Origin of the sequence: Stenotrophomonas sp. B2 (assembly GCF_014947095.1) — a bacterium.
Taxonomy (GTDB): Bacteria; Pseudomonadota; Gammaproteobacteria; order Xanthomonadales; family Xanthomonadaceae; genus Stenotrophomonas; species Stenotrophomonas maltophilia_P.
Map to the genome: position 1 here is coordinate 166195 of NZ_JADCQA010000003.1, position 25259 is coordinate 191453.

General features: G+C 68.6%; 23 protein-coding genes. 2 read left to right on the top strand and 21 right to left on the bottom strand.

Annotated features, from left to right (window positions below; genetic code table 11):
- Positions 1 to 58: 58 nt before the first annotated feature.
- From glgX to glgA, 7 genes are read right to left on the bottom strand one after another with little or no spacing between them, the layout of a single operon-like run.
- The gene (gene glgX, locus IMX13_RS04510) at positions 59 to 2176 is read right to left on the bottom strand and encodes a glycogen debranching protein GlgX (RefSeq protein ID WP_193395867.1); all 2118 of its coding nucleotides are present in this window, start codon (positions 2174 to 2176) and stop codon (positions 59 to 61) included.
- Complete coding sequence (locus tag IMX13_RS04515) at positions 2163 to 2333, bottom strand: DUF2934 domain-containing protein (RefSeq protein ID WP_080375226.1); 171 nt, start codon at positions 2331 to 2333, stop codon at positions 2163 to 2165. The genes glgX and IMX13_RS04515 overlap by 14 nt, the downstream gene beginning before the upstream one ends.
- Positions 2302 to 4875: a malto-oligosyltrehalose synthase gene (gene treY / locus IMX13_RS04520; RefSeq protein WP_193395868.1), complete on the bottom strand. Its 2574-nt coding sequence runs from the start codon at positions 4873 to 4875 to the stop codon at positions 2302 to 2304. Before treY ends, IMX13_RS04515 begins: the two co-directional genes overlap by 32 nt.
- Entirely contained in the window at positions 4872 to 6716 is a 1845-nt protein-coding gene (locus IMX13_RS04525; protein WP_193395869.1) for a 4-alpha-glucanotransferase, read from the bottom strand. Before IMX13_RS04525 ends, treY begins: the two co-directional genes overlap by 4 nt.
- Positions 6713 to 8431: a malto-oligosyltrehalose trehalohydrolase gene (gene treZ / locus IMX13_RS04530; protein WP_065176125.1), complete on the bottom strand. Its 1719-nt coding sequence runs from the start codon at positions 8429 to 8431 to the stop codon at positions 6713 to 6715. The genes IMX13_RS04525 and treZ overlap by 4 nt, the downstream gene beginning before the upstream one ends.
- Positions 8428 to 10662: a 1,4-alpha-glucan branching enzyme gene (locus IMX13_RS04535; protein ID WP_193395870.1), complete on the bottom strand. Its 2235-nt coding sequence runs from the start codon at positions 10660 to 10662 to the stop codon at positions 8428 to 8430. The genes treZ and IMX13_RS04535 overlap by 4 nt, the downstream gene beginning before the upstream one ends.
- Positions 10659 to 12185, bottom strand: coding sequence for a glycogen synthase GlgA (gene glgA, locus IMX13_RS04540; RefSeq protein WP_193395871.1), 1527 nt, complete (start codon positions 12183 to 12185; stop codon positions 10659 to 10661). The genes IMX13_RS04535 and glgA overlap by 4 nt, the downstream gene beginning before the upstream one ends.
- Positions 12186 to 12616: 431 nt before the next feature.
- Between glgA and IMX13_RS04545 the strand changes: the two genes are divergently transcribed.
- Both IMX13_RS04545 and IMX13_RS04550 read left to right on the top strand, forming a co-directional pair.
- Positions 12617 to 13045: a PAS sensor domain-containing protein gene (locus IMX13_RS04545; protein ID WP_053519756.1), complete on the top strand. Its 429-nt coding sequence runs from the start codon at positions 12617 to 12619 to the stop codon at positions 13043 to 13045.
- Positions 13042 to 14574 (top strand): sulfite reductase flavoprotein subunit alpha, encoded by a 1533-nt coding sequence (locus IMX13_RS04550; RefSeq protein ID WP_193395872.1) that lies wholly within the window; start codon positions 13042 to 13044, stop codon positions 14572 to 14574. The genes IMX13_RS04545 and IMX13_RS04550 overlap by 4 nt, the downstream gene beginning before the upstream one ends.
- Before the next feature lie 45 nt (positions 14575 to 14619).
- On the opposite strand, the gene IMX13_RS04555 is transcribed toward IMX13_RS04550, so the two are convergent.
- The 14 genes from IMX13_RS04555 to IMX13_RS04620 form a co-directional block, all read right to left on the bottom strand.
- Positions 14620 to 15288: an ATP-binding cassette domain-containing protein gene (locus IMX13_RS04555; RefSeq protein WP_128988275.1), complete on the bottom strand. Its 669-nt coding sequence runs from the start codon at positions 15286 to 15288 to the stop codon at positions 14620 to 14622.
- Positions 15278 to 15961 carry a molybdate ABC transporter permease subunit gene (modB, locus tag IMX13_RS04560; protein ID WP_065176130.1) on the bottom strand — a complete coding sequence of 228 codons (684 nt, stop codon included), beginning with the start codon at positions 15959 to 15961 and terminating at the stop codon, positions 15278 to 15280. The genes IMX13_RS04555 and modB overlap by 11 nt, the downstream gene beginning before the upstream one ends.
- A 3-nt stretch (positions 15962 to 15964) precedes the next feature.
- Complete coding sequence (gene modA / locus IMX13_RS04565; protein ID WP_111186846.1) at positions 15965 to 16708, bottom strand: molybdate ABC transporter substrate-binding protein; 744 nt, start codon at positions 16706 to 16708, stop codon at positions 15965 to 15967.
- A 19-nt stretch (positions 16709 to 16727) separates the two neighbouring features.
- On the bottom strand, positions 16728 to 17504 hold the full coding sequence (locus tag IMX13_RS04570) for a helix-turn-helix domain-containing protein (protein WP_053519761.1): 777 nt from the start codon (positions 17502 to 17504) through the stop codon (positions 16728 to 16730).
- Between the two features lie 55 nt (positions 17505 to 17559).
- Positions 17560 to 17925 (bottom strand): hypothetical protein, encoded by a 366-nt coding sequence (locus IMX13_RS04575; protein ID WP_111186844.1) that lies wholly within the window; start codon positions 17923 to 17925, stop codon positions 17560 to 17562.
- Complete coding sequence (locus IMX13_RS04580) at positions 17922 to 18473, bottom strand: molybdenum cofactor guanylyltransferase (RefSeq protein WP_227255280.1); 552 nt, start codon at positions 18471 to 18473, stop codon at positions 17922 to 17924. The genes IMX13_RS04575 and IMX13_RS04580 overlap by 4 nt, the downstream gene beginning before the upstream one ends.
- Positions 18451 to 18945 carry a molybdenum cofactor biosynthesis protein MoaE gene (locus tag IMX13_RS04585; RefSeq protein WP_065183010.1) on the bottom strand — a complete coding sequence of 165 codons (495 nt, stop codon included), beginning with the start codon at positions 18943 to 18945 and terminating at the stop codon, positions 18451 to 18453. The genes IMX13_RS04580 and IMX13_RS04585 overlap by 23 nt, the downstream gene beginning before the upstream one ends.
- Positions 18946 to 18948: 3 nt before the next feature.
- Positions 18949 to 19209, bottom strand: a complete 261-nt coding sequence (locus IMX13_RS04590; protein ID WP_193395874.1) for a MoaD/ThiS family protein — start codon at positions 19207 to 19209, stop codon at positions 18949 to 18951.
- A complete protein-coding gene (gene glp, locus IMX13_RS04595; RefSeq protein WP_193395875.1) occupies positions 19206 to 20462 on the bottom strand; it encodes a gephyrin-like molybdotransferase Glp in 1257 nt (418 codons plus the stop codon). The genes IMX13_RS04590 and glp overlap by 4 nt, the downstream gene beginning before the upstream one ends.
- Positions 20459 to 21457, bottom strand: a complete 999-nt coding sequence (gene moaCB / locus IMX13_RS04600) for a bifunctional molybdenum cofactor biosynthesis protein MoaC/MoaB (protein WP_193395876.1) — start codon at positions 21455 to 21457, stop codon at positions 20459 to 20461. Before moaCB ends, glp begins: the two co-directional genes overlap by 4 nt.
- A gap of 8 nt (positions 21458 to 21465) precedes the next feature.
- Complete coding sequence (gene moaA, locus IMX13_RS04605) at positions 21466 to 22446, bottom strand: GTP 3',8-cyclase MoaA (protein ID WP_128988285.1); 981 nt, start codon at positions 22444 to 22446, stop codon at positions 21466 to 21468.
- 207 nt (positions 22447 to 22653) lie between these two features.
- Complete coding sequence (locus IMX13_RS04610) at positions 22654 to 23334, bottom strand: L,D-transpeptidase (RefSeq protein WP_111186839.1); 681 nt, start codon at positions 23332 to 23334, stop codon at positions 22654 to 22656.
- Positions 23335 to 23476: 142 nt separating this feature from the next.
- Entirely contained in the window at positions 23477 to 23746 is a 270-nt protein-coding gene (locus IMX13_RS04615) for a hypothetical protein (protein ID WP_053519770.1), read from the bottom strand.
- Positions 23747 to 23857: 111 nt separating this feature from the next.
- Positions 23858 to 25258, bottom strand: coding sequence for an MFS transporter (locus tag IMX13_RS04620; RefSeq protein WP_193395877.1), 1401 nt, complete (start codon positions 25256 to 25258; stop codon positions 23858 to 23860).
- Position 25259 lies beyond the last annotated feature (1 nt).

Here is a 25259-nt window from a genome sequence, read left to right on the forward strand (position 1 = left end):
AGGCCGGGCGGGACCCGGCGCTGCCGATCGGTCTTCGCGCCGAGCGGGCGCGCTGCAATCAGGCGCTGCTGGCCGCGAGCAGGCACAGGCTGCGCGGCGGCAGGGTCCAGTCGCCGGTGCCGTCCTGCTCCAGCGGCGCCTCGTCGGTCTGCAGCAGTACGCGCCGGAACGACAGCGCCTGATCCGATACGCGGAACCGCTGCGGCTGGTCTCCGGCATTCAACAGCAGGGCGAGGCTGACATGCCGCCCGGGCTCACGCAGGCCGCTGTCGGGGCTTCGACCGTCCAGCACAATCAGCAGCGCGCGCAGTTCGGGGTCGTGCCAGTCCGCCTCCTCCATGCTGCGGCCGTCCGGATGCCGCCAGTCGATATCGCGCAGGCCCAGCGCTTCATCGTATTCGCCGCGCAGGAACCGGTTCCTGCGCAGCAGGCCATAGCGCCGGCGCAGCGATAGTGCACGCCGCACGAATGCCACCTGCGCCTGCGCCGCCGGCTGCGAGGCACGCTCCCAGTCGATCCAGCTCAGCGGGTTGTCCTGGCAGTACGCGTTGTTGTTGCCCTGCTGCGAATGGCCGAACTCGTCGCCGGCCAGCAGCATGGGCGTGCCCTGCGACAGCAGCAGCGTGGCCAGCAGGTTGCGCATCTGCCGTGCACGCAACGAGAGGATCGCCGGATCATCGGTGTCACCCTCCACACCGTGGTTGCTGGAAAGATTGTGCGAATGGCCATCGCGGTTGTCCTCGCCGTTGGCCTCGTTGTGGCGGTCGTTGTAGCTCACCAGATCGTGCAGGGTGAACCCGTCGTGTGCCGTTACCAGGTTGATGCTGGCCGACGGCCGCCTGCCGTGGTGTTCGAACAGGTCGGCCGAGCCGGTGAAACGGGTGGCGAACTCCGGCAGCTGCCCGCCATCGCCACGCCACAGCGCGCGCACTGTATCGCGGAAGCGGTCGTTCCATTCCGCCCAACCCGGCGGGAACTGGCCCAGCTGGTAGCCGCCCGGGCCGATGTCCCAGGGCTCGGCGATCAGCTTCACCTGGCTCAGGACCGGGTCCTGGCGTACCGCATCGAGGAAGCTGCCCGAAGCGTCGAAGCCATGGCGCTCACGGCCAAGAATGGTCGCCAGGTCGAAGCGGAAACCGTCCACCCGCATCTCGGTCACCCAGTAGCGCAGCGAGTCCATCACCATGCGCAGCGCGCCGGCATTGGTCAGGTCGAACGTGTTGCCGGTGCCGGTATCGTTGATGTAATAGCGGCGATCATCGGCCAGGCGGTAGTAGCTGGCATTGTCGATGCCCTTGAACGACAGCGTCGGGCCCAGCTCGTTGCCCTCGGCGGTGTGGTTGTAGACCACGTCCAGGATCACTTCGATGCCGGCATTGTGCAGCCGCGCGACCATCTGCTTGAACTCGGCCACGGTGCCCGTCGACAGGTAACGCGGCTGTGGGGCGAAGAAGCCGATGGTGTTGTACCCCCAGTAGTTGCGCAGCCCACGCTCGAGCAGCTGCTGGTCGTCCACGTAGGCGTGCACGGGCAGCAGCTCGATGGCGGTCACACCCAGATGGCTCAGGTGATCCACCACCGCATCATGCCGCAGTGCAGAGAAGGTGCCGCGCTCGGCCTGCGGGACATCAGGATGCTGCATGGTCAAGCCGCGCACGTGCGCTTCGTAGATCACGGTCCTGTCCCAGGCCGTTTCGGGTGCACGCTCGACACCCCAGCTGAAGGCCGGATCGATCACGGCGCAGCGTGGCATGTAGCTGGCGCTGTCGCGGCGGTCGAAACTGAGATCGCCATCGCGATGGCCCAGGGTGTAGCCGAACAGGTGGGGCGCCCACTTCAGCTCGCCGACGATCTGCTTGGCGTAAGGGTCCAGCAACAGCTTGTTGGGATTGAAGCGATGCCCTTCCTCCGGCGCATACGGACCGTGCACCCGGTAGCCGTAGCGCTGCCCGGGCCTTACATCGGGCAGATAGCCGTGCCAGACCTCATTGGTGTACTCGGGCAGCGCGATGCGTTCGACCTCGCGGTTGCGCGCGTCGAACAGGCAGAGTTCGACCCGGGTGGCATGCCGCGAGTACAGCGCGAAGTTCACGCCCAGCCCGTCCCAGGTCGCACCCAGCGGGAACGGCCGGCCTTCGCGCACGCGCGAGGTCTGTGCCCACTTACGGCTCGCCATCGCTGCCCTCCTCGCCGCGCGCCGCGGCAATCTCGGCCTCCACCAGCCGCTCGGCCATGTGCCAGTGCCGCTGCTGCTGGTCGTCCGGGCGCCCTTCCGCTTCCCATATCTGGTGGGCCAAAGCCTCAATCCGCTGCCGTCGTTCCCTGCTGTCCATCCCTACCCGTCTCCTCGTTGATCCATACCGCCAGCGGGCTGCCAGCCAGAAGCCGTGCTGCATCCGCGGTTTCATTGAAATGTTCGATGCGTCCGTCCAGGAGGTTGCGCATGCGTCCTGCCGGAAGCCCGCGCAGCGTTGGGCCGGTGGCGACGTCACGCGCAACGTTCAGGCCGGGCCCGGGCATGGCGATGGGCGAGCCACGCTGCACGATCACCAGCAGTACCTGCGTCTGGTGCCTGCGCACGAACGCCAGCCAGGGCGAGCGCGCCGGCGCGGACAGCGGCTGCAGCTCGCCGTACAGGAAAAGGTGCGGGTGCCTGCGGCGGCAATCCAGCAGTTGCCGCAGCAGGAATGCCTTGATGCCGCCGTCCCGCCAGTCCTGCAGCAGCGCGGGCCAGGAGCGCGTGTCCCGCAGCCATGCCTGCCGCGCCGGATAGTCCACGGCCCGGCGGTTGTCCGGGTCCACCAGGCTCAGGTCCCAGCCTTCGCCGCCTTGATAGAGGTCAGGCACACCGGGCAGGCAGTGCTGCAGGCACAGCTGTGCCAATCCATTGCAGGCGCCCGCCGGCGCGATGCGGGCCACGAAGGTCGCCAGCGCCTCGCGCACCGGCAGCAAGGGTGCTCCCTCCAGCAGCGCGTGCAGCCACTGCACGGCGGCGTCCTCCACTGCCACATCGGGATCGGACCAGTTGCTGATCCGTTTGCCCTCGCGCAGGGCCTTGGTCAGCCAGTCCGCCATCCTCGATGCGAAGTCGGCACCGGGGGCGCCCTGCATCGGCCACGCCGCCACCAGCGCCTGCCACAGCGCATACGCTTCGGCGCCCGGCAACGGCAGCGGCATGCCGGCCTTGGCGGCCATCCGGCTCCAGCGCCGTGCAGCATCCCGCCACTCCGCCGTGCAGGTGCTGAGCACCGCCAGCCGCGCCCGGCTGTCGCTGCCCCGCTTGTGATCGTGGGTCGCCAGTGCAAGCAGTGCCTCGGGATGGCGTCGCAGGCGCCGCGCTGCATGCTGCAGCAGCTCGCGTCCCTGCATGCCCAGCCGCTGCGGATCACTGCCGACTTCGTTGCGTGAGAGCAGTCTGAAGTAACGATAGAAGCCGGTATCCTCCACCGACTTGGCGTTCAACGGCGCGGCCAGCTGCCCGAATCGCACGCGCAGCTCGCTTTCAGCCGGTGCCTGGCCGGGAAGTGCCTGCAGCAGCAGGTCCAGTGCCGCCCGTCCGGCACCGTCCAGCGCGGCTCGCGCGGCGGCAGCAGCGGCGACCAATGCCTTCCGCTCACCCGCGTCACGCAGCGAATACGGGCGATAGGTGCGGTAGTGCCGCAGCAGCGCGGCCAGCGCGCGCGCCAGGGCGGCCGTACCGATGTCGGCCTCGGCCAGCCGGGGCTGCAGAACCTGCTGCGCACTGCGCAGCAGGCGCTGGAAGTCGGTGTGAAGCGACTGGCGCAGCAGCATCCCGCGCGCGTCCTGCTGTATCTGGTCAAAGTCGCGCGTGTCGCCGCTCGCCGCCTTCCAGGCGCGTGAGAGCGCGGGCGCCGCTGCCGGATCGTGCAGCCACGCGCCAGCCTGGTCCATGAAGTCATAGCCGGTGGTCCCGTCGCAGGCCCACCCCTCGGGCAGCTGCTCGCCCTCGGCCAGTATCTTCTCGACGTGCAGAGTCACCGCCTCCGGATCACGGCTCCCGGCCGCGCAGGCAGCGTTGATCGCTTCGCGCAGGCGCTGCAGATAGGTGCCGGGCGACGACAGGCCGTCCACATGGTCGATGCGCAGGCCATCCACCCAGCCCTCACGCACCAGCCGCAGCGGCAGCGCATGCACCGCTTCGAACACCTCGTCGCGCTCCACCCGCAGCGCGGCCAGTTCGTTGATATCGAAGAAGCGCCGGTAGTTCACCTGATCGCCTGCCGTGCGCCACCACGCCAGCCGGTAGTGCTGCCGCTGCAGCAGTGCCTGCAACCGCTCGACGCTGCGGTTGCAGCGTTCGGCCCACGCCGGCCACTGCGCGGCGTCCAGGGGATGACTGCGCGGCGACAACGGCAGGACCAGCCCATGATGGCGCAACCCTGGCCGCTCATCGTCCACCCCCACCCGCAGTACGCCGTCGCGCACGGCGTCGTGCAGTGGCCGGTCCAGCACCGGCAACCATAGCCGGCCTTCGCAGCCCGGCGCCTCCCAGTCGATGTCAAACCAGCCTGCGTGGCGGCTTCGACGCCCGTGCATCAGCACATCGCTCCACCAGTGGCTGTGCGGGGATGCCGCCAGATGGTTGGGCACGATGTCCAGGATCAGACCCAGGCCGTGTGAGCACGCCGCGGTGGCCAGCTGGCGGAAGGCCGCTTCGCCGCCCAGCTGCGGATTGATGCTGGCCGGGTCGATGCCATCGTAGCCATGTGAGGACCCCGGGACCGCAGCCGCGATCGGCGACAGGTAAAGGTGACTGACGCCCAGTGCGGCGTAATACGGCACCTGCGCTGCGGCCGCCTCCAGGTCGAAGCCTGCATGCACCTGCAGGCGCGCGGTGGCACGCAACCTCGTCATCGCCCTGCCCTGCGGCGCGTGTTGCTCAGGCGCGCCAGGCGCGCATCGGCGGCGGCACCGTCCCACGCCAGCGGCAACCGCCGTCGCCAGTTCGGATGGCCGCTGACGGTGCCTGGCAGGTTCACCTGCGCACGGCCGCCCAGCACATCTTCCAATGGCAGCAGCGCCAGCCGCGACGCTGCATGGGCAACCAGTGACAGCGCTCCGTCCTCCACGGCCGCGCCGTCACCACCGCAGACCGCGGCCAGCGCCTGCACGTCCCGCGCGCGCGCGCGCAGTGCTGCCGGCAGGTCCTCCAGCTCACCCAGGCGGGCACGCCAGCGCAGGTCGCGCCCGCGCAGCCAGCCGGCCAGTGGTGGCAGGTCATGGGTGGACGGCATGGCCGCCGCATCGCGGCGCCACCGCGGCGGCGGCAGGAAGCGCTCGCCGTTGCGGGCGAACGGCAGCACCTCGATACCCAGGATGCCCCGGGCTGCCAGCCGCTGGCGGATGCCCGGCGGCACCACCCCCAGGTCTTCACCGATCAGCACGCAGCGATGCCGCCACGATTCCAGCACCAGCAGATTGATCAGGTCATCGAATGGATAGCGCAGGTACACGCCCTGCCCGGCGCCAGCGCCGTGAGGCAACACCCACAGCCGCTGCAGGCCGAGGATGTGGTCGATGCGCAGGCCGCCGCGGCCGGCCATCACGGCACGCAGCACGCGGATGAACGGTGCAAAGCCCTCGCGATGCAACGCCAACGGTGACCAGCTGGTGATGCCCCAGGCCTGGCCGAGCGGATTGAACGCATCCGGCGGCGCACCCAGTTCAAGCCCCTGCAGCAGATCGGCGCCACCGGTGCGTGCCTCGACGCCCTGCGGTGCACAGCCCACGGCCAGATCGGCAATCAATCCGATCGACGCGCCATCACTGCGCAGCGCCGCGTGCACCTGCACCCAGCCCTGCTGCGCCAGCCACTGCGCAAATGCATGGTCGTCGGCGCTCCCGGTGATCCCGTCGGCGGCATGCTGGCAATAGCGCAGCAGCGGTTCGCCCTGCGCATCGCACCAGGTCTCGATCTGCTCGCACTGTGCCGGTGCCTGCTGCCGCAGCCATTGGCGCACCTGTCGCATCCAGCGCCACTTCAATGCCGCCGACTGCGGCCAGTCAATGCGGCGTGCAGCGGTGGCGGCATCAATTGCCATCGCCAGTGCCTCGTCCTGGCGCAGCACGCTGTCGGCAGCCTCCGGCAGCACCTGCGGAAGAGATACCTGCAGCGGATCGAGCCAGCGCCGGTCACTGGGCGAATAGGGGCTGTAGCCCGGGCCGGGTGGCAAGCCGGCGTGCAGCGGACTCAATGCCAGTGCATCGCCTCCATGCCGATGCAGCAGCTCACGCCACCGTGTGCAGCCGGCGCTGTCACCGATGCCTGCATCGCCGCGGGCGCGCAGACTGTAGACCTGCGCCGACAGACCCCAACCGCGCACCATGCGCGGTGGCCACCAGGCTCGCGGCGGCGCCACCGCGACCGCCTGTTGCCGCCCGCCCCGGCGCCACTGCCAATAGCCCGGTTGATCCGGAACTCGCCAGCGCCCCTGCGCATCAGGCCGTGCTGGCAGCTCGCGCCCCTGTTCATCCACCCAGCACGCCGCCCCCGTCGCCTCCGGCATCACCAGTACCTGGCCACAGCAGGCGGTGAGCAAGCGGGCGCGCACCGGCGCACCATCGCAGTGCAGCCCTTCCAGCACCGCGCGAAGCACGTCCGGCGCGACTTCGCGCTCGACGCCGGCCACGTCGGTCCAGCGCTCCAGGAGACCTGCCCGGCGTGCGGCGTCCCGAACCGATGTATCCGTCCTCATGCCGCCACCCAGCACGCAACAACACTGCCGCCTGCCGGCAGCACACCGGCAACGTCGGGACCCACAACGCGCTCGCCGGCCGGCACCGCGTGCGCCACGGGCCGTGGGCCCACATTGATCGCGATCCACCATTGGCCCGATGGCAGCTGCCAACCCGCCTGCACCGCCCCCTCGCCAAGCACCCGCGCACCCAGCGACCGGGCCTGCAGCAGGCCGGGCTGCAGATAGCGTCTGCGCAGGGCCAAAAACCCGCCTGTGCAACGCAGCCATTGCTGCGACCAGGGATCATCGCCGGGCGGCGGCGTGTACGAGACCTGCAGGGTGGCCGGATCGTTCGGGTCCGGAATACGCGCACGCGAGGCGGCATCGGCGAAGGCACTGAAGCCGGAAAACTCGCGGCGACGTCCCTCGCGCACCGCCTCGTCCAGCGGCGGCGCATAGTCGGTGAAGAACAGGAACGGCGACCGCGCCTGCCACGGTTCACCCATGAACAGCAGCGGGATCATCGGCGTCAGCAGGGTCAGCGCCAGTGCCGCGCGCAGCCGCGCCGGATCCACCAGCATCGACAGGCGCTCGCCGAAGGCACGGTTGCCCACCTGGTCGTGGTTCTGCGCGAATACCACGAAACGCGCGGGCGACAGGTCGCTGCTGGGTTCGCCGCGGGGATGGCCGCCCAGATCAGGTTCACCCTGCCAGGCGAATCCTTCTGCCAGGCACCGGGCCAGCAGCGCGTCGGCGCGACCGGCGTAGGCCGCGTAATAGCCTTCCTGCTCGCCGGTCAGCATCACGTGCAGCGCGTTGTGGAAGTCGTCGTTCCATTGCCCCTGATAGGCACCGCGCAGCCACCGCGCCTGGTTGCGTTCGTTCTCCAGCACCAGGTGCGCGTGCGGCACCTCCGCGCGCACCTCATCGGCCAGCTGCTGCAGGAAGCGGTCATCGTCGATGGCGTGTACCGCGTCCAGGCGCAGCCCATCGAAGCCATAGTCGCGCAACCACATCAGCGCATTGTCGATGAAGAAGCGCCGCACCCAAGGCTGGCGGAAGTCGATCGCCTCACCCCAGGGGGTGCTGCGATCGTCACGGAAGAACGCCCGCGCGTAGTCACGCAGAGGGTTGCCCTGCGGTCCGAAGTGGTTGTAGACCACATCCAGCAGCACCGACAGTCCGGCATCATGCGCCGCGTCGATGAAAGCCTTCAGCGCTGCCGGCCCGCCGTAGACATGGGCCGGTGCGTAGGGGAACACACCGTCGTAGCCCCAGTTGCGCCGGCCGGGAAACTGCGCAACCGGCATCAGCTCGATGGCGGTGATGCCCGTTGCGGCCAGCATCGGCAGCTGCGCGGTCAGTGCAGCGAGGCCGCCGCCTGCCTCGATGTGCACTTCACAGATGACCAGGTCCTGCCAGGCGGGCCCCTGCCACGTGGCCTGCGCCCTGCCGGTGTCCAGCACCACGGCGCTGTCGCCATCGATGCCGTCCGGCTGCCAGCGCGAGGCCGGATCTGGCACGTCCTGGCCTGAAGGGAGGCGGAACCGGTACCGGTCGCCATGCGATGCCTGTGTCCGCAGCCAGTGGCAACCGTCCGGCTCGCGTTGCATCGGCCGCAGCGCGCCCTGCAGGCACAGCGTCATCGTGTCTGCGTCCGGCGCCCACACACGGAACTCCACCCCCTCACCGGCCGCACGCCAAGCGCCCAGACGCGGGGACGCTGTGGTCATGCATCAACCTGCAGGTACAGCGTGGACAGCGGCGGCAGGGTCAGCCGCAGCGACTGGGCGTGGCCATGCATCGGCCTTGGCTCGGTCTGCACCGCTCCGAGGTTGCCCGCATTGCCGCCGTTGTAATGCGCGCTGTCGGTGTTGAGGCGTTCCGTCCAGCGCCCCGGTTGCGGCACGCCAACCCGGTAACCCTCGCGCAGCACCGGGGTGAAGTTGCTCACCACCAGCAGGGTGCGGCCGCTGCCGGCAGGATCCCGGCGGATGAAGGCATACACGCTGTTGCGGCTGTCATCGGCCACGCTCCAGTCGAAACCGCGTTCATCGCGCTCGTCACGATGCAGCGCGGGTTCGGAGCGGAGGACGGCATTGAGGTCGCCCACCAGACGCGACAGGCCCCGGCCCTCACTGCTGGTCGCCTGTTCCCAGTCCAGTGCTGCATCGTGCGACCACTCATGTCCCTGGCCGAACTCGCCGCCCATGAACAGCAGTTTGCTGCCCGGGTGCGCCCACATGAAGCCGTAATACGCACGAAGCTGGGCCAGCCGCTGCGCCGGTTCGCCTGCCATCTTGGCCAGCAGCGCGCCCTTGCCATGCACCACCTCGTCATGCGACAGCGGAAGCACGAAGCGTTCGGAGAAGGCGTACACCAGGCCGAAGCTGATCTCGCTGTGGTGATGCTGGCGATGGACAGGATCGCGCCCCAGGTACTGCAGGGTGTCGTGCATCCAGCCCATGTTCCATTTGTGGGTGAAGCCAAGCCCGCCCTCCTCCACCGGCGCGGTCACCCCCGGCCACGCGGTGGATTCCTCGGCAATCACCAACACGTCCGGGAAGCGCTCACGCAGGGTCTGGTTCATCCGCCTCAGGAAGGCGACCGCCTGCAGGTTCTCTCGCCCGCCCTGCTCGTTGGGTATCCACTCACCGTCAGCACGGCTGTAATCCCGGTACAGCATGGACGCCACTGCGTCCACGCGCAGTCCGTCGATGTGGAACCGCTCCACCCACTCCAAGGCACTACCGATCAGGTAAGCGGCCACTTCGTTGCGGCCATAGTTGTAGATCAGCGTGTCCCAGTCGGCGTGCACCCCTTCGCGCGGGTCGGCATGCTCGTACAACGCGGTTCCGTCGAAACCGGCCAGGCCATGCGCGTCGTTGGGGAAGTGTGCGCTCACCCAGTCCACGATCACCCCCACTCCGGCCTGGTGACAGCGATCCACGAAGCGCGCGAAGGCGTGCGGCGTCCCATGGCGTGCCGTCGGTGCGTAGATCCCCAGCGGCTGATAGCCCCAGGAACCGCCGAAGGGATGCTCGCTGACCGGCAGCAGTTCGATGTGGGTGAAGCCGAGTCCGGCCACGTACGGAATCAGCCGGTCGGCCAGCGCATCCCAGTCCAGCGGTGCGCCATCATCGCCACGCTGCCAGGAGCCCGCATGTACCTCGTAGATGGACAGCGGCGCGCTGGCGCCCGCCTGGCGCCGGGCCGCCCTCCAACCCTCGTCATGCCACTGCATCGGCGCCGCCGAACGCACGCGTGAGGCGGTGGCCGGTGGCAGTTCGGCCCAGCGCGCCATCGGGTCGAACTTGTCGGGCATCACCTGGCCATCAGCGCCGACAATGCGGAACTTGTAGCGGGCACCGGCCTGCACGCCGGGCAGGAACAGTTCCCACACGCCAGCCGCATGGCGCAGCCGCATCGGATGGCGTCGGCCATCCCATCCGTTGAAATCGCCGACCACGGCGACCCGCCGCGCATTGGGCGCCCACACCGCGAAGCGCACGCCGGCGATCCCCTGCACCTGCATCGGGACCGCGCCCAGCTGGCGCGCCGCATCGGCATCACCGGCATGGAAGCGTTGCAGCAGCGCCTCGTCCAGCAGCGGGCCGAAGGCATAGGCATCGTGCACCTGCTCCACACCCTGCTCGAAATGCAGGGCAAGCAGCGGCACCGCCGCTTCACCGGCGGCGCCCTCGAACAGGCCGGGCAAGGGGCCCGGGTGCAGATCCCAGCGTCGCCCGTCCTCTCCGATCACCTCGACGCGCTGCGCGTGCGGCACCAGCACGCGCAACCGCCGTTCACCCTCGCGCTGGCGGTGCGGGCCCAGCCAGGCAAATGCATCTGCCGGGCGGGCATGGACGAGGTCCTCCAGCGCCGGCGCGATGCGGTGATCCAGTGCTGTGTCTGCGGTGGTGTCGTCCTCAAGGGCCGCCAGATGCGCGCTGTCGTGGCTCATGCGGCCACCTGGCAGGTCTGCTGGTACAGCGCCAGATAGGCTCGCCCGGCCGCATCCCAGCCGCCCGGCCGCAGCATGGCGGCGCGGCGCATGGCCTGCAGCAGGCCTGGCAGACGGAAGGTGCGCATCGCCCGCTCCACGCAGCGGCGCAGGCCATCGGCATTGGCACCGTGGAACAGGAAACCGGTCACGCCATCCTCGACGGTGTCCACCAGCCCGCCCGTCGCATGCGCGACCGGCAGGCAGCCGAAGCGCTGCGCGTACATCTGGCTGAGCCCGCAGGGTTCAAAACGCGAAGGCATAAGCAGGAAGTCCGCGCCGGCGAACATCTGGCGCGCCAGCGCTTCCTCGAACCCGATGAATGCGCCCACCCGGCCCGGGTAGCGCCGGGCCAGCGCCTGCACCTGTGCTTCCACCTGCGGCTCGCCGCCGCCGATGACGACCAGCTGCCCCCCGGCCGCGACGATCTGTGGCGCCACGTCACAGGTGATGTCCAGGCCCTTCTGGTGCACCAGGCGGGAAACCACCGCGAACAGCGGGCCGGTCGAGGGCGCCAGGCCGAACGCCCTGCGCACCGCATGTGCGTTGGTCGCGCGTCCGGTCCATTCGCCGATGCCGAAGTGCGCCTTTAGGTGGATGTCGCGTCGCGGATCCCAGCTGGCGTCGATGCCGTTGACGATGCCGCTCAGGTGACCGCCGGCGGCGCGCCGGGCCAGCAGGTCATGCAGTCCGCATCCATCATCCGGGGCGGTGATCTGCTGTGCATAGCGCAGGCTGACTGTGTTCAGCCGCGTGGCATTGGTGATGCCGCCCTGCAGGAATGACATCTGTCCGTGGAAGTGCAGTTCATCCAGGTGCGCGGCCGGTACGCCCAGCACCGGCGCAAGCGCATACGGGAACAGGCCCTGGTAAGCCAGGTTGTGGATCGTCAGCAGCGTCGGCACGGCCGTCCGGTCCCAACGCACGTAGGCGGCGGCCATGGCCACCGGCCAGTCATTCAGGTGCAGCAGCTGCGGTGACCAGTCCAGCCCGGCACGCCCGGCCGCAATCTCCGCAGCCGCGTGTGACAGCGTGGCGAAGCGAACCGCGTTGTCCTTCCACTCCTGTCCCTGCCCATCCACGTAGGGCGAGCCTTCCCGCTCATACAGCTCAGGCGAGAGCAGCACGTAGATCGGCAGGCCGTCGGCCTGCACCGCCATGCCGATGGTGCACGCAGGCAGGCCGGCTCTTTGGCTGACCTGCCCCACCGCCCGCAGCTGCGGCAGGCGCTGCAGCACCTCCGGGTAGCCGGGAAGCAGCACGCGCGAATCACACGCGCCGCGCACCGCGCGTGGCAGGGCCGCGGCCACATCGCCCAGGCCTCCCGCCTTGACGAAGTCGGCCATTTCGGTCGCGACAAACAGCACGCGCTGTACCAGTTCCGGCAACTTCAACGGCTGTGAGTGGCCCCGGCGGGTCCCGATTGGTACAGGTGCAGCGGGAGGCGTCGCAACGGGTGAAGCGGACTGGACGACGCGGGCCATGGCGATGATCTCGGAAGTGTTCAGGCAGACGGACGCCAACGGCGCCCGGACGGGCGCTGAAGCGGAGAGGGAAGTCGACGCAGAACGTGGGGGACGTCAGCGAGAGGCTCAGGAGGACAATAGCCCCGAATGCGATCAATCGGCCGTGAAGCCCTGGCGATTTCTTTGTGACAACGCCTCATGAGCTGAGTACGCATGCCGCGTTCATCACGCCCATCGATGCCTCCCGGACGGGACATCCACCTGGATGCCGTGCGCGCGCTGCCCGTGGCCTGGGTGGTGGCGGTCGGCTGGGTGCCATATGCGACATCCCGTCGCAGGCGATCCCTGCCTCCCCCTTGACCAATGTCAAACCGGCCGCCGGCACGCGGGGGTATCTCTATGCAGGACCCGAACATGCCGGCGTTTCCGGCAGCCACAAGGACCCTGCAATGCACGACACCCCCGACAACAGCCAGCTCCTGAACGCCCTGCAGAAGGTCATGGTGATCTCCACCACTGACCTGCAGGGCAACATCACCTACGCCAATGATCTGTTCTGCACGCTCACCGGCTTCGCACGTGAAGAACTGATCGGCCAGCCGCACAGCATCGTGCGCCACCCGGATGTGCCCAAGGCCGTCTACAAGGACATGTGGGACACGATCAGGGCCGGCGGCATCTGGACCGGCATCGTGCCGAACCTGGGCAAGGGTGGCGTGCTCTATGTGGTCGACACCACCGTCCAGCCGCTGTTCGACGCCGAAGGCAACATCACCGCGTACATCAGCATCCGCCGCGTGGTGAACGACCTGATGCAGGACTTCGAGCAGGTCGAGTTCAGCAAGGAGAAATTCGACGACTTCTACGAGGCCGCGTGAACACCATCGCTGCCACACCGGTTCGCCGCCTGCTGGTGGGTTTCGCCTCCGAATCGGGCAATGCCCGCGCCCTGGCCCAGCGCCTGGGCGCGGACCCTGGCCTGCAAGCGCTCGCGCCGCAGGTGCTGCCGTTCAACGACATTGACGTTGCCAGCCTGGGCCAGGGCGATGTGCTGCTGGCGATCTCCAGTTCGTTCGGCGACGGCGAGCCGCCCGCCAACGGCGAACGCTTCTTCCAGAGCGTGTGCCAGACCGGGTCGCTGCCCGGCCTGCGCTACGCGGTGTTCGGCCTGGGCGACACCGGCTACCCTCGATTCTGCGGCTTCACCCGAGCGCTGGACGCGGCGCTGAGCGAACGCCAAGCCCAGCCGCTGCTGCGGCGGGTCGACGCCGACCTCGGCTATGAACGGTTCTTCCAGCAGTGGCAGCCGGTGCTCCGCCAGGTGCTCGAGGGCGATGCCGCCGCCGGCCAGGACCTGCATCTGCAGGTTACCGCCTACGGTGACGACAATGCCTTCGCCGCGCCCATCGTCGAGCGCCACCGCGTCAACAGCAGTGATCCGGCCGCGTGGCACCTGCAGCTGGATATTGCCGGCAGTGGCATGGTCTACCGCGCCGGCGACACGGTGCACGTGCTGCCGGACCACGACCCTGCACTGCTGCAGGCCCTTGCCACCTGGTACGGCGACAATGCGGCCATCGCCATGCTGCAGGACCGCGAACTGCGGCTGCTGGGCAGGGGCGTGCTGCGCGAGCTTGCCAGGCTGGGCGACAGCGAGCGGTTGAAGTCGCTGCTGAAGGTCAGCCAGAAGCGCGAGCTGGATGCCTACCTGCACGGTCTGGACGTGCTGGATATCCTGCAGGACCACGCCAGCCCGGACCGCGTGCCGCTGGCCAGGCTGCGCGACATCCTGTCAGCGCGCCTGCCACGGGCCTACTCGATCGCCTCGCATCCCGGCAACGGCCAGCTGAGCCTGTGCATACGCGAAGTGCGCTACACCCTGCGCGGCCGCGAGCGTTCCGGTACCGCCACCGGCAGCCTGCTGCGGGGGGGCAGCCACGCCCGCGTGTACTGCCGCTCCAATCCCGGCTTCCATCTGGCCGACACCGGCAGCGCGCCCCTGCTGCTGATCGGCACCGGCACCGGCATCGCGCCGCTGATCGGCCTGGTGCAGCAGGTGCAGGCCAATGGCTGCGGACGCGAGGTGCATCTTGTGTTCGGCGAGAAGCATTGCGAACACGATTACCTGTATCGCGAGCAGCTGCAGGACTGGCATGCGCGCGGCGTGCTCGCCGGCCTGCATCCTGCCTTCTCGCGTGACGGAACCGAAAAGGTGTATGTGCAGCATGTGCTGCGGCAGCGCGCCCGCGAAGTAAGGCAGGTGTTGTCCCGCGGCGGGCACCTGTACCTGTGCGGCAACAAGCGCCACCTGGAAGACGCGGTGCGCGAGGCCGTCGACGCCATTGGCGGCCAGGGGCATTGGGACCTGCTGCGCGGGGAGGGCCGCATTCACTGCGAGCTGTACTGACCCTGCATCGATTCGGCCGGGCGTGGCCCGGCACGAGCGCATGCATCAATCGCCGACGACCCGGCCGTCCGCCATGTGCGCGACCTGCTGGCCGAAGACAACGGCATCCTGAGGATCGTGGCTGATCAGCAGCAGCGGAATGCCGGTACTGTCCAGCACCGCCGCCAGCTCCTCGCGCAGGTGCTGGCGCAGGTCGTGGTCCAGTGCAGCGAACGGCTCGTCCAGCAGCAATGCCTGCGGTTGGGTCACCATGACCCGCGCCAGGGCCGTACGCTGACGCTGGCCGCCGGAGATCTGCGACGGCAGCAGATCCCCCACGTGGTCGATACGGAACGCCTGCAGCCACTGCTCGACGACGTCGAAGCGCTGGCCACGGCGTGGATTGAACCACCCCCGCTGCAGCCCGAACGCCACGTTCTGGCGCACGCTCAGGTGGGGAAACAGCGCGTAGTCCTGGAACACGTACCCCAGGCGACGCCGCTGCGGTGGCAGGTCGACCCGCGCGTGGGAATCGAACAGCACCTGCCCCTGCAGCGTTACATGGCCCTGTCCGGGACGCAGCAGTCCGGCCACGGCCTTGAGCGTCAGGCTTTTGCCTGCCCCGGACGGGCCGAACACCACCACCTGGCGCTGCGTGCACTGCAGCGTGACGTCCAGTTCGAAGACCTGGCCCGCTGCCTGCATCCGGCGCTGCACCTTCAGGTCAAGCCACATCGCGCAGCTCCCTGCGATGCCCGCCCACCAGGCGTGCCGCCAGCAGCAGGATGACGATGCACACTACCGACGTCAGGATCACGAGCGCATTGGCCCTGCCGTCCTGCCCTGCCTGCACCGCCTCGTAGATGGCGATCGACAGCGTCTGCGTACGACCCGGGATGCTGCCGGCCACCATCAGCGTCGCGCCGAACTCACCCATCGCCCGGGCAAACGCCAGCAGGAGGCCGGCGAGAATGCCGCGCCAAGCCAGCGGCAGCGTGATGCGGAAGAACACCGCCGCCTCCGACACGCCGAGCGTGCGCGCGGCCTGCTCCAGCTGCCCGTCCACATCCTCGAACGCCGCGCGTGCCGGCTTGAACACCAGCGGCAGCGAAGCCACTGCCGCGGCGACCACCGCCGCCTGCCAGGTAAAGATCAGGTTGATGCCGAACCACGACTGCAACCACGCGCCAATGGGGCCGTTGCGCCCTATCAGCACCAGCAGGTAATAACCGAGCACCGTCGGCGGCAGCACCATCGGCAGGGTCAGCAGCGAATCCAGCAGTTCGCGGCCGGGGAAGCGCCGACGCGCCAGCAACGCCCCCAATCCAACGCCCAGCACCAGATTGATCGCCGTGGCCCAGCCGGCGACCTTCAGCGACAACCCCAGCGCGCTCCAGTCCAAGTCCATCCGTCAGGGCTTGCCGAACCCGTGCCTGGCCAGGATCGCCTGCCCTTGTGCCGACCGCACGAAGGTGGCGAAGCGCCTGGCTTCGGCTGGCTGCGTGCTGGCCCGGGTCACCGCCAGCGGATAGGCGATGCGTCCGGACACCGGCACTGCGAAGGCACGACGCACGCGGCCGGCCATGGCCTGTGCGTCGGTGGCGTAGACGAAACCGGCGTCCACCTCCCCCCGCGCCACGTAATCCAACGACTGGCGTACGTTCTGCGTGGTGACGATCCTGCCCTGCACCGACGGCCACAGGCCCGCCGCTTCCAGCGCACCCTTGGCATAGCGGCCGACCGGCACGCTGTCCGGGTTGCCCAGCGCGAGGCGCCGCACGTCGGCACCCGCGAGATCCTTCAGGCTACGCGGCCCGCCCCGGGTCTGCGGCGGCACCACCACCCACAGCGCGTTCACCGCGAACACCTCGCGGGTACCGGCAGCCAGCAGGCCCTGCTGCTGTGCCTGATCCATGGTGACTTCGTCAGCCGAAGCAAACACATCGACCGGTGCGCCCCGGCTGATCTGCTGCAGCAGCACGCCGGAGGCGGCGAAGTTGAAATCGACCCGGGCGCCGGGGTGGGCCTTCTCATAGGCGGCACCGAGTTCACGGAAGCTCTCGGTCAGGCTCGACGCCGCCGATACCGTCAGCCCGGCTGCGTACGCCGGCAGCGACGCCAGCATCCCCAGCAACATCAGTCCCGCTCGCATCATCTTCGGCTCCCCGCCAGATTCAGTTCGGATCGGATTCATCGGCCGATGCCAGCAATGCCAGGCGCTCGGGCTGCAACAACAGGATTTCCCGCTGCCTGACCGCGATGATCCCATCATCGCTCAGCCGGCGCAGCACGCGGCTGGCGGTTTCCGGTGCCATCCGCAGGTAATTGGCGATCTCGGTGCGTGCCATCGTCAGGTTGAACCGGGTGGCGGAGAACCCGCGGCGTGCGTAGCGCTCGGACATGTCCAGCAGGAACGCGGCCATCCGCTCTTCGGTGCGATGGTTGGCCGCCAGCAGGGCAACCTTGCCGATCTCCGCACTGAGCAGGCTGAACAGCCGCGCCTGCAGGCCCGGCATGCGGGTGGCCAGCAGGCTCAGCCTGGGGAATGAGATCCGGCACAGGTACACGGTATCCAGCGCCACGGCATTGCAGGGAAAGCGTGCCTCGTGGATCGCGTTCAGGCCGATCACCTCACCGGGCAGACTGAAACCGAGCACCTGCTCGTTGCCCTGGCTGTCATCGACAAACGTCTTGACCATGCCGGCACGCACCGCCGCGATCGAATCGAACGGCTCGCCGGCGCGGAAGATGTAGTCGCCCGCGTGGAACGGGCCGACATGGTCGACCAGCACATGCAGTTCGCCCAGCGCGGCCTTGTCATACCCCTGCGACATGCAGGCATCGGAGAATGCACAGGTACTGCAGAAGTGCAGCGCGTCGCCGTCATCGGCAGCGGCGGGGTTCGGCGTCGCCGCGCCCTGGCGAACCTGGGGGTACGGAGTGGAGAACATCACGAAATGCCTGGATGAAGGCCTTCATCATACGGCAGGCGTGCCACGGCCGGTCTCACGGCGGCGGACGCTGCCCCCGCCGCTGATGGCCGCGCTGGCGCATGCTGTCGCGCACATCCACGTCGAACTGAAGCTGCAACGAACTGTCATCATCCAGCGCGATGGAAAATTCCAGACCCTCACGCGACGGCAGTCGTGCTGCCAGCCCCTGCACAGCATCGCGTGGCAACACCAGCCGGCAGACCGTGCCACCGTCCAGCAGCACCGCCTGGTCGCCCCCATGCAGCGACAACGCGGTCCCCCACCCGCCCGTGCCACCAAACCGGGTCAGATTCTCCAGCGAGTCACCGGCCAGCAGTGCTGCAAGTTCCTCTTCATCGACACGCAGGCGCATGGATTGCCGCTGCAGCTGGACTTTCATGTTGCGATGGACTCCCAGTCGGCCCCGGTATTGCAGTTGAACAGCAAGGCACGCTCATTCTCAGGCAGCGGCAACGCCGTCGCCGCCAGCCGCTCCTGCAGGGCGCGCAGCGAACGCCGCGCCTGTGGATCTTCGATCAAGGTCCGCAGGGCCCGCCGGCAATGATCATCGATCTGCAGACACATCGGCAATGGCTCGCCGGAGAACACGCTGCAGGCGGAAGGCACCCCGTGCAGCCGATGCAGCAGGGCGCCGGTCAAGCTGGGCATGTCCACCGGCACCACCCACGCAACGGTATCGGGCATGGCCAGAGACACGCTGTAAAGCCCGCCCAGCGGGCCGCAGCGCGCGACCTGGTCGGGAATGCCATCGAAGGCCGGATAGTCACCGCTCACCCACACCCGCTGCGCACCGGCCTCGATCAACACGTCACGCATGTGCTCAAGCAGGGTGCGCCCGCGCCAAGGCAGCAGCGCCTTGTCGCGGCCCATGCGGCTGGACAGGCCTCCAGCCAGCACGATGCCGTCAATGGCCGTGCTCGTGGTCATGGCCATGTGCGGGCGTGCTGTCCGCATGGCACAGGCTGCAGCCCTCGCTCCAGGCGCTGTCGCCATCCTCGTAGTGTTCCTGCTTCCAGATCGGGCACTGGTGCTTCACTGCCTCGATCAGCTGCCGGCACGCGCGGAATGCTTCGTCCCGGTGCGGGCTGCCGGCGGCCACCACCACAGCCACATCGCCGATGCCCAGCCGCCCCCTGGCATGCGCCACATACAGCTTCAGGCGCGGCCCGAACGCCGCCTCCACCTCGGCCGCCAGGCGCTGGATTTCGTTCAGCACCAGCGGCTCGAACAGGTCGTAAGTGATGCCCGTGACCACCCGACCGACGTTCACGTCACGTACCTTGCCGATGAACACGTCGATACCGCCGAAACCCGGGTCGGACACCGCGGCGATCCCTTCTGCCGGGTCGATCGCCCCGTGCGCCCGGTCCACCACCTTCGCAATCGGCTTCGCGTCCATCGCTCAGCCCCCGCTCACCGGCGGCAGGATGGCCACGCGGCCATCCTCCGGCAGCACATCGTGATCGCGCAGCACGCGCTGCTGGTCGGCGAAGGCCGAATAGTCCAGCAGGCCGGCACGGAAACCGGGCCAACGCACCGGCAGCAGCTCGCGCAGCGCCTGGCGCAGGTCGGCCACGGTCGCACCCTGCACCTCCAGCGTGATCTCCCGACGGTCATCCAGATCGGAAAACGCACCGAACAACTGCAACGTCACCTGTTTCATTCCCACTCCCTGCCCGTCAGCTGCACCGGGTCGGCGTGGCCCCAGCCCTGTACGCGCACCGCGCTGCCGGCCGGAACCAGATCGCCCTCGTCCTCCAGCACCACCCAGGCGTTGGCCTGCACCATGGACATCAGACGGAACGATTCCTGTCCGGACAGCACCCGCGCACTCAGCTGGCCCTGCTCGTCCAGCTCCACCCGCGCACGGGCGTGGACGCGCAGGCCGGGCGGCTTGCGCACCATCGCCTGCAGGGGAAGCCGCAGCACCGGTTCCTGCGCCAACCCCAGCAGCCGGCGCAGTACAGGCTCGACAAAGAACCGCTGCCCCACTGCCGCCGACACCGGGTTGCCCGGCAGGCCGAAATACAGCGCACCGTCGGGCAGTACCGCAAACAGCAGCGGCTTTCCCGGACGGATCGCCACTTTGTGGAACACGATTCGCGCCCCGCGCGCGCGCAGTGCGTCGGGTACGAAGTCGTAACGGCCCGCAGAGACCGCACCGGTACTGACTAGTACCCGCGCACCGGCCGCCAGTGCCTGGTTCAGCGCTGCATCGAACGCGGCCACATCATCACCGACGGTGCCCTGCCACACCACCTCAGCTCCGGCCGCGTGCAGCCGCCCGACCAGGTAGGGGCGGTTGCTGTCACGGATCTGCCCGGACGCCAGCGCCTGCGTCGCCTCGCTCACCAGCTCCTTGCCGGTGGCAATCACCGCCACCGCCGGTCGCGACATCACCACCACCTCGCCAACGCCAAGGGCGTGCAGCAGGGTCCGTGCGTTGATATCCACCCTCTGCCCGGCCCGCAGCACGCATTCGCCTTCGGCTACGTCCTCGCCCCGCAGGCGTACGTTCTGGCCCGGCCTGACCACGCTCTTCAGCGCGATCCGGGTCGGACGGCCCGCTTCGCTGGCGAGGATCTGCACGTTCTCGATCGGTACCACCGTGTCCAGGCCGCCCGGCATGCGCGCGCCGGTCATGATCTCCCAGGCGCCCTCGCCGCCTTCGGCATCGCCATCACCCGCCGCCTGCCAGCCCTGCACCGTGAACTCGGTACCCGACTCGAACGCCACCCCGTTGGCGCGCAGCGCAAAACCGTCCATTGCCGAATTGTTGAACGGCGGCAATGCCTGTGCGCTGTGGATGTCACTGGCCAGGGTGCGGCCTGCGGCCTCCTGCAGGGGCAGACGCTCGGCGGGAAGCGGCGTGGCCGCCTCCAGCAGGTGCTGCAGTGCTTCACTGTAGAGAATCACGCGTGGTCACCACCGTCGACCATCGCCAGGGCGTGGCCCAGCACCGGCGCCAGGATGTCCAGGCACTGCGCTGCCGCCTTCGGGCTGCCGGGCAGCGCGAACACCAGCATGCTGCCCAGTTGCACCACCTCGGCGCGGCTCAGCCAGGCCATCGGCGTGTGCTGCGCGCTCAGCGCCCGGACCATCTGCGCCAGGCCATGCACCGGCCGCGCGTTCAACGAACGCAGCGCCTCCGGGGTGAGGTCGCGCGGGCCCAGACCGGTACCGCCAGTGCACAGGCACAGGCGCACGCCGTCGGCGGCCAATGCCTGCAGGCGATCCGCCAACGGCTCGATGCCATCGGGCAGCACGTCGGCAGCCACCACCTCGCCGCCCAGCTTGTTCAGGCCGGCCACCAGGGTCGGGCCAGAAACATCCTCATAAGTACCTGCGCTGGCACGGTCGCTCAGGGTGATCACCGCGCAGGCCGCGCCTTCCAGGCCCTTCGGCGCACGCGGTCTGAAGCGCGCGCGCTCGGCATCATCCATGCCATCAGGATGCAGCCACAGGCCGCGCTTGCCGCCCTCCTTGAACAGCAGGCGGATACCTTCGATGCGCAGCGCCGGTTCCACCGGCTTGCTCAGGTCGTACAGGGTCAGCAACGCCGCGTTGACGCCGGCCAGCGCTTCCATCTCCACACCGGTACGCGCCTCGCTGGCACACTCGCACCAGACCCGGATGGCGTGCCGTTCCGGCACCGGCGCGCAGAACACCTGCACCAGCTCCAGCGGCAGCGGATGGCACAGTGGCATCAGCATCGACGCCATCTTCGCCCCCTGCAGGCCGGCGATCTCGGCCATGACCAGCGCATCGCCCTTCGGCAGGCGGCGCTCGACGATCAACGGGTACGCCAGCGGACCGGCATGCAGTTCGCCCACCGCCACCGCCCGCCGGCGACTGATGCGCTTGTTGCGGACATCGGCCATATGGAATGCCGCGTTCAGTTCCCCACTCATCGTGCTGCTCATCCTCCGATGGAAGCCAGGTGCGGGGTCAGCCCGGTCCGGCCCTGGTGCAGGCCATGCCCGGCCGCTTTCAGGCCAAGCTGGGTGGTGATGCGCGCCAGCAGCGCGTCATGGTCGTCATCGTGCTGCAGCAGCGCGCGCAGCGGCACGCCGAAGTCGCCGAACAGGCACAGCCGCAGGTCTCCCCTGGCCGTTACCCGCAAGCGGTTGCAGCCCTTGCAGAAATCGCGCGAGTACGGCGCGATGATGCCGATGCTGCCACGATGGTCCGGGTGGCCGAACTCGCGCGCCGGGCCGGCATCGGCCGCCCGTGCACGCTCGCGCCAGCCGGCCGCCAGCAACTGATCGATCACGCCGTCGGCACGCAGGTGATGCTGCTGGAAATAGGCTTCGTTGTCGCCGGTGCGCATCAGTTCGATGAAGCGCACGCTGAAGGGACGGTCGCGCAGGTACGCCATCCACTGCGGCAGCTCATCGTCGTTGAGGCCGCGCAGCAGCACCGCGTTGAGCTTGATCGACGGCAGCCCCAGCGCCTGCGCCAGGGCCAGGCCCTGCTCGATCTCCGGCAGGCGGTCATGCCCGGTGATCGCGGCAAAACGTTCGCGCCGCAGACTGTCCACGCTGACGTTCAGCGCCGTCAGGCCGGCGCGGTGCCAACCCGGCAGGCGACGCGGCAACTGCGTGCCGTTGGTGGTGATGGCCACTTTGCCGATACCCGGCACCGCCGCCACGGCCGCGATGATGTCATCAAGATCCTTGCGCAGGCTGGGCTCGCCACCGGTCAGCCGGATCTTGCTCATGCCCAGCGCCGCGAAGGCGCGGACCAGGCGGCTGATCTCCTCGACCTGCAGGAAGCGCGGGCGGCCATCGGCCTGGTACCCCTCCGGCAGGCAATAGCCACAACGGAAGTTGCAGGCTTCGGTCAACGACAGGCGCAGGTACGGAAAGCTGCGTCCGAAACCGTCGGTGAGTTGGCTCATGGCTGGTCCACCTTCTTGCTCCACCGTCCTGCCTGTCGGCGCATCACAGCATGCGGCCTGCGCTGCCACGGGAGTGTGACTGGGCCCATCATGAACGATTTCCGGCGGCGGGTGCACGCTGCCGGGCAACAGCAAGAGCCGTAGCCAGTGTCCGGATGGATGCGCGCCAAGCTGACCGCGCCACCCACCGGGGCGGCGGTGGAGCGTCTACCTGCGGGCAGATCGTGCGCGCTTGCCGCCGCTGTGCTGCGCAGCGGCACGGCTCTGTGCGAACTCGGGGAAGGTCTGCTCGATCGGGTCCACGTCCGGCAGGATGTAGAACACCCCGCCCCGCTCGAAGGTGGAACGGATGATGCGTTCGTAGAACTCCGGCGAGACGTTGATGCAGCCGTGGGTGACGCGGTTGTCGTCCGGCGACGGCGATGCCAGGCGCTCGACTCGCCTCTCTGCCGGAACGCCGGTCGCGGTCGGATGGATGGAGACTGCGGACTCGTAGTCCACCCACAGCACCCGCCCCGCATCGATCGAAGGGCCGTAGCCGCCCACGAAGCGACCTGCAGGCGTGGTGCGGTCCCGTCCCGGAATGGCACGCAGGGCGAGACCCGCAACGCCGGGCGCAGTGTGGTCGCCGGTCGCTGAACCGAACAATGCAGGGGCCGCGCCGCGCAGCCGGCCGTCGCCACCGAACACCAGGATCTGCGCGGCAGCCTTGTCCATGACTGCGAACGGATAGCCCTGGCTGTCCTTGGACGCCACGACCCAGCCCGCCAGTTCGATCACGGTTTCGGAGACATCCTGGCCGGGTGGCAGTTCATCAACGGCGGCCGACGGCGGCGCGACGGCATCTTCCGCATTGACGACACCAACCACCAGGAACGCCAACGCCACTGCCAGAGCAGCGCGATGGGCACGGCGCGCAAGGGAGGAGTGGGTATGGATGGGAGCATTCCTCGAAAGCTGTATTACGGGAGGACACCAGTGGCCGCTGCGGCCACTGGGCCCCTGACTCGGATGTGCAGGCTACAGGTGGTCAGCCGCGCGGGGTGCGGCGAGGTGCCCGTTCAAGCTGCTGGACGCGGCCTTCGATCTGATCCAGACGCTGGTTGGCCTGCTGCGCCGACTGATTGGCCGACTCGGCGCTCTGCGCCGCACCCTGCACCTTCACATCAAGCTGGTCGAGCCGCGAGTTGATCGTTGCGAAATCGTCCTTGTAGGTGGCGCAGGCCCCAAGGCCTACGGTGGCGACAATCGCCACACCGAGCGTACGTGCCATCATCAGGTGCTGCTTAGTAAGAATCATTCCACTCCCTCCTTCGTCTGGGGTGTCTGGAATATAGCGGCGTTTCGGCACACTCTCCGATTGGCTTTCAGCTGCAGGTGGAAGACGTGGACGTCGCGTGAAGACCCCGTCTCAACCGCGTCGCCAAGCCAATCCGGCGGCAATCGCCAAGGATGCCGCGATCACCAGCGAGGCCACCACGAACGCGGTGCGCACCTCCGCGGGCGTTGCCGTGTCAGGCGCGACGGCGAAGAACACACCGCCGACCAACGCCACCGACAGCGCGGCACTGATCTGCAGTGTCGCACTCACGACGCCTGCGGCCAGCCCGGCGTGGCGGGCATCCACATGGTCCACGCTCTGCTTCACCAGCGCCGGAAGCGCAATGCCCTGTCCCGCGCCGATCAGAAACAGCGGAAGCGGCAGCCACGATGGCATGTCCAGCAGCGCGAGCGTTGCGACCGCCAGCAGGCCCACAACCTCCATCACCATCCCATGCGATGCACCCTGTGCGGCCAGCCGCCGGAACGCCGAACCACACAGGGGCCCGAGAAGGAAACCCAGCCCCAACGGCAGGATCGCCAACCCCGCCGACGCGCTGCTGCGCCCCAGCGCGGACTGCTGATACACCGCGAAGACGAGAAAGAACGCAGCCAGCGCGTAGAAGAAGAATGTCGCTGACAGACTGCGCCTCAACCCGCGTATCTGCAGTAGCGATGGCAATACCAGCGGCATCTGCCCACGCCCCACGCATCGCTGCTCATGCCTCCAGAACAACAGCAGCAGGGGGCCGCTTGCCAGCAGCAGTCCTACGCACCACCACGGCCACTGGCGCTGGCGGCCCTCGATGATCGGTACCACCAGCGCCAGCAACGACGCCGCCAGCGCCACCGCTCCGACAGCGTCCAGCCGTGCTCCCTGGCGAGCGTGCGACTCACGCAGCAGCACGAATGCAGCCGGCACCGCGGCTGCGATGATGGGAAGATTGATGAGGAACACGCTCCTCCACCCTGTCCCCCACAGATCGGCTGTCACAAGCACCCCTCCCAGCAGCTGCCCGCCCACCGATGCGAGGCCGAAGGTGGCGCCATACAGGCCAAGCGCACGGCGCTTCTCGCTGTCCGGGAACAGGGCATGGATCGATGCCAATGACTGCGGGGCCATCAGCGCGGCCGACATCCCCTGCAGCAGCCGTCCGGCCACCAGCACTTCAGCCGCAGGCGCCAGGCCGCACAGCGCCGATGCCAGGCCAAACCCCAGCATGCCTGCGATGAACACCCGTTTCCTGCCGTAGATGTCGCCCAGCCGGCCTCCCAGGATCAGGGTCACCGCGTAGGCCGTGGCGTAGACCGAGATGACCAGCTGCGAGACATCCGGGGGCGCGTGCAGATCGACACGGATGGCCGGCAACGCAACATTGACGATGAAGAAGTCGAGCGGCGGCAGCAGCGTGCCTGTCAGCAGTACAGCCAATGCCATCCAACGGCGCGGATCGGGCGATACAGCGCCCGCAGCGTCAGCCGGTAGATTCATG

What these genes read in the sequence shown, in the direction of transcription:
- glgX (WP_193395867.1), bottom strand. Translation starts at nt 2,176, where the DNA reads ATGGCGAGCCGTAAGTGGGCACAGACCTCGCGCGTGCGCGAAGGCCGG.
- IMX13_RS04545 (WP_053519756.1), top strand. Translation starts at nt 12,617, where the DNA reads ATGCACGACACCCCCGACAACAGCCAGCTCCTGAACGCCCTGCAGAAG.
- modB (WP_065176130.1), bottom strand. Translation starts at nt 15,961, where the DNA reads ATGGACTTGGACTGGAGCGCGCTGGGGTTGTCGCTGAAGGTCGCCGGC.
- IMX13_RS04620 (WP_193395877.1), bottom strand. Translation starts at nt 25,258, where the DNA reads ATGAATCTACCGGCTGACGCTGCGGGCGCTGTATCGCCCGATCCGCGC.
- IMX13_RS04615 (WP_053519770.1), bottom strand. Translation starts at nt 23,746, where the DNA reads ATGATTCTTACTAAGCAGCACCTGATGATGGCACGTACGCTCGGTGTG.
- treZ (WP_065176125.1), bottom strand. Translation starts at nt 8,431, where the DNA reads ATGACCACAGCGTCCCCGCGTCTGGGCGCTTGGCGTGCGGCCGGTGAG.
- IMX13_RS04525 (WP_193395869.1), bottom strand. Translation starts at nt 6,716, where the DNA reads ATGAGGACGGATACATCGGTTCGGGACGCCGCACGCCGGGCAGGTCTC.
- IMX13_RS04590 (WP_193395874.1), bottom strand. Translation starts at nt 19,209, where the DNA reads ATGAAACAGGTGACGTTGCAGTTGTTCGGTGCGTTTTCCGATCTGGAT.
- IMX13_RS04515 (WP_080375226.1), bottom strand. Translation starts at nt 2,333, where the DNA reads ATGGACAGCAGGGAACGACGGCAGCGGATTGAGGCTTTGGCCCACCAG.
- moaCB (WP_193395876.1), bottom strand. Translation starts at nt 21,457, where the DNA reads ATGAGTGGGGAACTGAACGCGGCATTCCATATGGCCGATGTCCGCAAC.
- IMX13_RS04585 (WP_065183010.1), bottom strand. Translation starts at nt 18,945, where the DNA reads ATGGACGCGAAGCCGATTGCGAAGGTGGTGGACCGGGCGCACGGGGCG.
- treY (WP_193395868.1), bottom strand. Translation starts at nt 4,875, where the DNA reads ATGACGAGGTTGCGTGCCACCGCGCGCCTGCAGGTGCATGCAGGCTTC.
- modA (WP_111186846.1), bottom strand. Translation starts at nt 16,708, where the DNA reads ATGATGCGAGCGGGACTGATGTTGCTGGGGATGCTGGCGTCGCTGCCG.
- IMX13_RS04575 (WP_111186844.1), bottom strand. Translation starts at nt 17,925, where the DNA reads ATGAAAGTCCAGCTGCAGCGGCAATCCATGCGCCTGCGTGTCGATGAA.
- glgA (WP_193395871.1), bottom strand. Translation starts at nt 12,185, where the DNA reads ATGGCCCGCGTCGTCCAGTCCGCTTCACCCGTTGCGACGCCTCCCGCT.
- moaA (WP_128988285.1), bottom strand. Translation starts at nt 22,446, where the DNA reads ATGAGCCAACTCACCGACGGTTTCGGACGCAGCTTTCCGTACCTGCGC.
- IMX13_RS04535 (WP_193395870.1), bottom strand. Translation starts at nt 10,662, where the DNA reads ATGAGCCACGACAGCGCGCATCTGGCGGCCCTTGAGGACGACACCACC.
- IMX13_RS04580 (WP_227255280.1), bottom strand. Translation starts at nt 18,473, where the DNA reads ATGACCACGAGCACGGCCATTGACGGCATCGTGCTGGCTGGAGGCCTG.
- IMX13_RS04570 (WP_053519761.1), bottom strand. Translation starts at nt 17,504, where the DNA reads ATGTTCTCCACTCCGTACCCCCAGGTTCGCCAGGGCGCGGCGACGCCG.
- IMX13_RS04555 (WP_128988275.1), bottom strand. Translation starts at nt 15,288, where the DNA reads ATGTGGCTTGACCTGAAGGTGCAGCGCCGGATGCAGGCAGCGGGCCAG.